The organism is Chroococcidiopsis cubana SAG 39.79, assembly GCF_003991895.1.
Taxonomy (GTDB): Bacteria; Cyanobacteriota; Cyanobacteriia; order Cyanobacteriales; family Chroococcidiopsidaceae; genus Chroococcidiopsis; species Chroococcidiopsis thermalis.
Window position 1 is genome coordinate 12,720 of record NZ_RSCK01000037.1, and the last position, 6,087, is coordinate 18,806.

Below are 6,087 nucleotides of genomic sequence, written 5' to 3' on the forward strand. Positions count from 1 at the left end.
TAACTTCGTTCAGCTCCGCTAACGCAACGCTGGACTCGTTTCTTGGCTCTCGATTTCACGGCTATCACTGGAAACTGTCTCGCCCCTGGCTAGCACAGAAGGGTGCTACGTCTCACCTCTCGCCTCATATAGCTTTCGGTACGATCTCAACTCGCACTATCTACCAACGCACGAAAGCCAGGGCAGCAGAGTTATCCAACCAACCCAAAGCTGAATTCTCTCTCAAAGCATTCCGAGATCGCCTGCGCTGGCGCGACAGTTTTACTCAACGACTCTACCAACATCCAGAAATAGCGCACGCTAACCGCTACCCAGAATTCGATGAATGGTATTCGTCGGATGCACTAACACCCCAAAAGCAGGAATTGTACGGGGCGTGGCAGGAGGGAGAAACTGGATTTCCACTGGTAGATGCTTCGATGCGACAGCTCAAGACGATGGGCTGGATGAATTTCAGGATGAGGGCGATGTGCCTGGTACTACACTGATGCGTGTAATGGTAGGACGGGTGTTATACATTCTAGCCAAATCAAGTTCTAGCAAACGCTTGCTACGGCGTTTAGTTTATTCTTTACGCTTGTCAAACACCAGCGATCGCACTATGGCAAGCCGATAGGAGCAGATGAGCTCTGAGACGGTTGTTTGGTAGTGCAGTATGATAGCGGTTTTCATTTGGGTAACATACACCTTTAGTAGGAGCGCACAGAAAAAGCGCTTCAAAGGCTGAAAGGTATACAGCACGATAGTTTCTTCGTAGGCTGGATTTGGTCACACGAACCCTATATTTTCGCCTTGCCAGAACGTGCTGAAAAACGGTTACAATTCTTTGCAACATAACCCATTGTAAGAGTGGCACTAGGTCAAATAAGATAAGCTCAATGCCGGAAACAAAATCTGTGATACAGAACCTTGTTAGCCCGCTCGAACTCAGGCAACGCTCGACTAAAACTCTGGTGCTGTCCAGTCAGCAATTGAGTTGGAATGGCATCTTGGTTGAACAATGTCAATATTCTCCAACTCCAAATGAAGCTAAAAGTCCTGCCCTATCCGATCATCGGCTCATCTTACCCCTAGGGCAACCCGCCCCCTTGATCCAGAAACGCGATAATCGCCTGCATGAGTCAATCCTTCAAAAGGGAGACAGCATCTTTGTTCCCGCAGGATATCCGAGTTCCTGGCGAAGCCCCAGAAGGGATACCAACCGTCCCAAACAGCAGCAGTTGCATATTTGGTTAAAACCGGAGTCGATCGAACAAGCCGCCCAAGCATCCGAAATTGATATAGACCGAATCGACCTGATGAACTGTTTCGGTAAGCAAGATTCACAACTTCATCATATTGCGATGCTGCTGTTGGCTGAGTTGCAGTCAGATGGAATCATGGGGCGATTATATGTCGAATCATTGACCCAAGTGTTAGTCATTCATCTGCTGCGGCACTATTCTACCTTCATGCAGCCCATCGCTTTTGAAGACAGAAGCTTAACTCGTACTCGGTTGCAGCAAGCGATTGAGTATATTCATACTCACCTCGACCGAGATTTATCACTGGTTGAAATTGCCCAAGTTATTAATATCAGCCCGACTTACTTTGCCAGCTTATTCAAACGCGCTACAGGGATTTCGCCGCACCAGTACGTGGTTCAACAGCGAGTGGAACGGGCGAAATTGCTGCTGTCAAAAACGGATTTAGCGATCGCAGACATTGCCTTACAAGTGGGTTTTTCTAACCAAAGCCACTTGACACGACACTTTAAACGCCTCACCGGAGTGACACCAAAGCAGGTGCGCCCTTTACCATAAGAATGTGACCAATCTAGGTGAATAATGGGCTGATTTCAATGATTCACAGCGCTCATATGTTGAGGGGCATAGCGTTCGCCCATGACAATTCCTTTCGGTGCTACAGTTTCGATAAGTTGTAGCTCTTCTGATGTCAGGATAATATCCACTGCTGCAATATTCTCTTCTAGATACTGACGGCGCTTCGTTCCTGGAATTGGCACAATATCTTTTCTCTGTGCCAAAAGCCAAGCAAGGGCAAGTTGGCTAAGAGTCACGCCTTTTTCCAGTGCGATCGCCCGTAGCTGCTCAACCACCAGCAAATTTCTGTAGAAATTCTCGCCTTGAAATCGAGGTGAGTGACTACGGAAATCGTTTGGATCTAAATCTTCAGGTTTAGTAATTGTACCAGAAAGGAAACCTCGGTCTAATGGACTGTAAGCGACAAAGCCAATGCCTAATTCTTGCACTGTAGCTAAAATTTCATCCTCTGGATCGCGACTCCATAATGAGTATTCCGTCTGCAATGCTGCGATCGGATAAACAGTTTGTGCCCGTCGAATCGTGGTTGGAGCTGCTTCTGACATACCCAAGTAGCGGACTTTGCCTTGCTGTACTAATTCTGCCATTGCGCCGATTGTCTCTTCAATCGGTACTGTTGGGTCAACGCGATGCTGATAATACAGATCGATCGTATCAATACCTAAGCGCTGTAAGGAAGCATCACAGGCAGAATGAACATACTCAGGTTTACCACTGATGCCGAGAAATTGCCCATCGGGTGTGCGAACATTGCCAAACTTAGTTGCCACGATCGCTCGATCGCGCCGATCGCGAATCGCCTGTCCAACTAACTGCTCGTTGATGAATGGACCGTACATATCTGAGGTATCAAGAAAATTGATGCCTAGATCGATAGCACGATGAATGGTGGCGATCGATTCTCGATCGTTGGGACTCCCATAAAATTCAGACATGCCCATGCAACCTAATCCTAATTCGGAAACCACGAGTCCTTGACTGCCTAGTTTTCGCATTTCCATAATTTTTACTCCCAAGAGCAGCGTTGTCGCACAAAAAGAGGATTTAAGTACCACCAAAAACTGGGTAGCACTGTGAGCTACAAGGTTCGCAACTGGTCAGAGTATAACGCTAGATTAAAACAAAGGGTGAAAGTGACACCCAAGCAGGTGCGCTAAAACCATAAGAATGTGACAAATCATTGTAAGAATCTACAAGAAGTTGAGCGTTGGAATTCATTACATTTTAGACAGATAGAAGCCTATCTCACGCTTTCCTAACGCACAACCAACAAAAATCAGTGAGCGTCAAAACAATGACAAACAACAGAACATTATCATTATTATGCTTTGTCTCTTTGACAGTTGCTTGTTTGAACCCTTTAGGGAAAGAAGCTTTAGCTGGAAATTTTTCTCGTAGCTGTGGAAATATTCGAGTGGAGCAGGGTCAATTTTTACATGCAACTTGCAAAGATCGCAGTGCTAATAATCGTAATACTTCTTTGGATTTAAATAGCGGAATAGGAAATAAGGATGGACATTTAACAAGAAGTGGAGGTTATATCAGTACTTGCAAAAATATAAAATGGGACGGTGGAACTACTTTACAGGCGGACTGTAGAACATACAGTAAGGACTGGAGAACAGGCACAAAGTTAGATTTAAATCGTGTCATTTCTAATCAAGATGGTAACTTGACATTTGATCGTAATACTTCTTGGAGAAGGAGATAGACACCTAAAAGGGGAGAATAAAAATTCAATGCGATGAACTATGGTTGGGAACATTAGCATATGTGCGGGTAGTTCCCGACTCTAGGCATAAAAGAGTTGGCAGGAACAGTAGTAAAACTAATTTGATTGAACGATTCAACTGTACCCTTCGGCAACGAGTTTCTCGTTTAGTCCGTAAAACCTTATCCTTCCCCAAAAAACTAGATAACCACATTGGAGCTATCTGGTATTTTCTACCTCATTACGACTTATCCTTACTTCTGTAGGACTACCGCGTTTCTTACCCATGTTACGCAAGTTCTTGTACCTGAACTGTGGGCAGGAGTAACTGTTGTTATGGATAATTTACCTGCCCACAAAGCTATAAAAGTTAGAGAGGCTATTGAATCTGTTGGAGCCAAAGTTAAATTCTTATCTCCTTACTCTCCCGATTTTAATCCAATTGAAAATTGTTGGTCTAAACTTAAAGAATTTTTACGCTTTACTGATGCTCGGACTTATAAAGAACTCAACTCTTCTGTTAGCGTAGCCATTAATCTAGCCACGGACAAAGATGTAGTTGGCTAGTTTACTCACTTATGTTCCACCCAATTGGAAACTGCTGTGAGAGCGCGGTTGAATTAGCAAAGTTTTCCCTCTCACCTGACTAGTAACTATCGAGTCAACAAATTGAATGCATATTTCTAAAATTTAGACCTATTAAACAAGTAAAGAGCTTGAAGGATTAAAACATGGAAAAAATTATAGAGTTTGTCAAGAGCTTATTTTCCCCAAAAGCTCTACTAGGATTTATAATAGGAATTACTATAGGTTTTATTACTACAAAAATAATTTCTATTACCCCTGGAAATAATATCCATATTGGAGAACTTTTTGCTGCCTTATTAGTAGGTATGTACTTTTGGCTTTATTGCCTACAAGTAAATATTAAATTAGCAACACATTTAAAATTTATCATAGGAATTGTGTTGGTCGCGCTCTTGTCTATTGATAGCGTGGCTTTAATTCGGCAGCCAATTCTACTATTTGTCGGAGGTGGTCAACCGAAGAACTATCCACCTTTTGATACTTTGAGCTACATGATTAGCTACGGGATTATTTGCGTTTTTATTGGTGGTTTGATAGAGATTATTTGGGGCGTAAAAAATGAGGAAAATCCTAAATAAACTGATAACTTACCGTTCGCGTAATGAGCAGCAGAAAAGATTAAATTAGCTGGAGAGAATGTTGCCGCATTGAGTCCTTACTTTACGTCATGTCCCTTGAATGCAAGTATCTCGGCTTTCCCCCAGCTAGCGGCGTTAGCGTTCACGGAGTGTAGCGCAGCGTTTAGCTGAACGAAGTTATCGCTATCCCTTCCTCCTACCCGCACCAGGGATCTTCAATGCTGGGACTGCGAGGGCGTTGCAGTTGCTTCACCACGTTTGTCACAGACAAAGCAGATCCAACACCTGCACGGCGCGGCGCTTGGTTTCCTCCTTGCGCCTGGTCTGCTCATATTCTAAGTTGATGTGTCTTGGCGAGGCGATCGCTGCCCCTTCTTCCTATCCGTACCAATCTTCAACCTCTGCACGGTGCGGCGTTTGGTTTCCTCCTGTGTCGGTCATACTTGAGTACTGTAGCTGAGTCGGTGCTTTCGGCTGGCTGTCTTACTATGACAATCAACTCTTTTTCAGAAGAAACCAGATAGTTTACGTCGCGATCGCACGATACGCAGAGCCAGGGAAAAGCTCAACCCACAGAGAGTCGAACGAAGATTTGTCAAGTTTGCGGAATCTGCCAGCTTGGGCTTGCAATTGTTAATTATGTTCTCAGAGAAATGCTATGGAAAAGCACTATTTGATTTTCATTCATGGTATGGGTGAGGGTAATCCCAGTGAAAGCTATGAGGACTTGTGGCGACTTCTGATGAAGACATCAAAGTTAGCCAAATCTGACTTTGAATCAAAGTTTGCTCGAATTGACACGGCATGGCACACTCCTCCTTTGAGCACGGCGGCACAAACGCTATATGATGATGCTTTCCCTGACTTAAGACAGCAAACACTGAATCCCATGAAATATGTCAGAGACTTCATGAGCTTTTTTCTGGGAGATGTCATTGCTTATGTATCGGAGGACGTAAACTTCATCCGCCGCAGGGTTTGGCAGGATATCTGGAAAAGCCTCCAGCAACCGCTGAGCCAAGGAGCAAGCTATAGCATTATCGCTCACTCCCTCGGCTGCGCCGTCGCCTTCGATTACGTTTTCAACCTGTGGGAGCAAAACGAACTATTTATTCCTAAGTCAGAACCAATTATAGAGCCAGTGCCCGAGCCAACTTCAGAAGAATTTGGGCGATTGCAACAGCAATGCCGTCATTTATTCACAATGGGATCTCCGATAGGTTTGTTCTTAATGAGGAAGGGGACGCTGTGGATGCAGGAATATCCCTTTACCCAATTAAAAAATCCAGTCAGAGGTGATGGGCGTATTTGGCTTAACTTTTGGGATTCAGAAGATCCAATTGCCTATCCTCTCGGTAAGTTGTTTAATCGAAACAAGGAAAATGAG

The 6,087-nt window shown here is 44.3% G+C and carries 8 protein-coding genes and 1 pseudogene; 8 read left to right on the top strand and 1 reads right to left on the bottom strand.

The features are described 5' to 3' along the window. The 3 genes from DSM107010_RS20310 to DSM107010_RS20315 all read left to right on the top strand — a co-directional run. On the top strand, nt 1-488 hold a 488-nt coding region (locus tag DSM107010_RS20310; RefSeq protein WP_277871338.1), incomplete at its 5' end, for an FAD-binding domain-containing protein. Continuing rightward, nucleotides 470-616: a hypothetical protein gene (locus tag DSM107010_RS38590; RefSeq protein ID WP_158631825.1), complete on the top strand. Its 147-nt coding sequence runs from the start codon at nt 470-472 to the stop codon at nt 614-616. The genes DSM107010_RS20310 and DSM107010_RS38590, both read left to right, overlap by 19 nt. A 280-nt stretch (nt 617-896) precedes the next feature. After that, complete coding sequence (locus DSM107010_RS20315; RefSeq protein ID WP_106167348.1) at nt 897-1,802, top strand: helix-turn-helix domain-containing protein; 906 nt, start codon at nt 897-899, stop codon at nt 1,800-1,802. 35 nt (nt 1,803-1,837) lie between these two features. On the opposite strand, the gene DSM107010_RS20320 is transcribed toward DSM107010_RS20315, so the two are convergent. Continuing rightward, nucleotides 1,838-2,824, bottom strand: a complete 987-nt coding sequence (locus DSM107010_RS20320; RefSeq protein ID WP_106167340.1) for an aldo/keto reductase — start codon at nt 2,822-2,824, stop codon at nt 1,838-1,840. Between the two features lie 293 nt (nt 2,825-3,117). Between DSM107010_RS20320 and DSM107010_RS20325 the strand changes: the two genes are divergently transcribed. The 5 genes and pseudogenes from DSM107010_RS20325 to DSM107010_RS20345 form a co-directional block, all read left to right on the top strand. Continuing rightward, the gene (locus DSM107010_RS20325; protein WP_106167339.1) at nt 3,118-3,534 is read left to right on the top strand and encodes a mannose-binding lectin; all 417 of its coding nucleotides are present in this window, start codon (nt 3,118-3,120) and stop codon (nt 3,532-3,534) included. Between the two features lie 56 nt (nt 3,535-3,590). After that, a pseudogene (locus DSM107010_RS41415) lies at nt 3,591-3,800 on the top strand (IS1 family transposase); the annotation flags it as partial. Further along, nucleotides 3,748-4,101 carry a transposase gene (locus DSM107010_RS43020; RefSeq protein WP_158631826.1) on the top strand — a complete coding sequence of 118 codons (354 nt, stop codon included), beginning with the start codon at nt 3,748-3,750 and terminating at the stop codon, nt 4,099-4,101. The pseudogene DSM107010_RS41415 and the gene DSM107010_RS43020, both read left to right, overlap by 53 nt. 164 nt (nt 4,102-4,265) lie before the next feature. Beyond that, nucleotides 4,266-4,700, top strand: coding sequence for a hypothetical protein (locus DSM107010_RS20340; protein ID WP_106167337.1), 435 nt, complete (start codon nt 4,266-4,268; stop codon nt 4,698-4,700). A 658-nt stretch (nt 4,701-5,358) separates the two neighbouring features. Continuing rightward, nucleotides 5,359-6,087 (top strand): DDHD family phospholipase (locus DSM107010_RS20345; protein WP_199755648.1); only part of this gene is annotated, 729 nt, incomplete at its 3' end.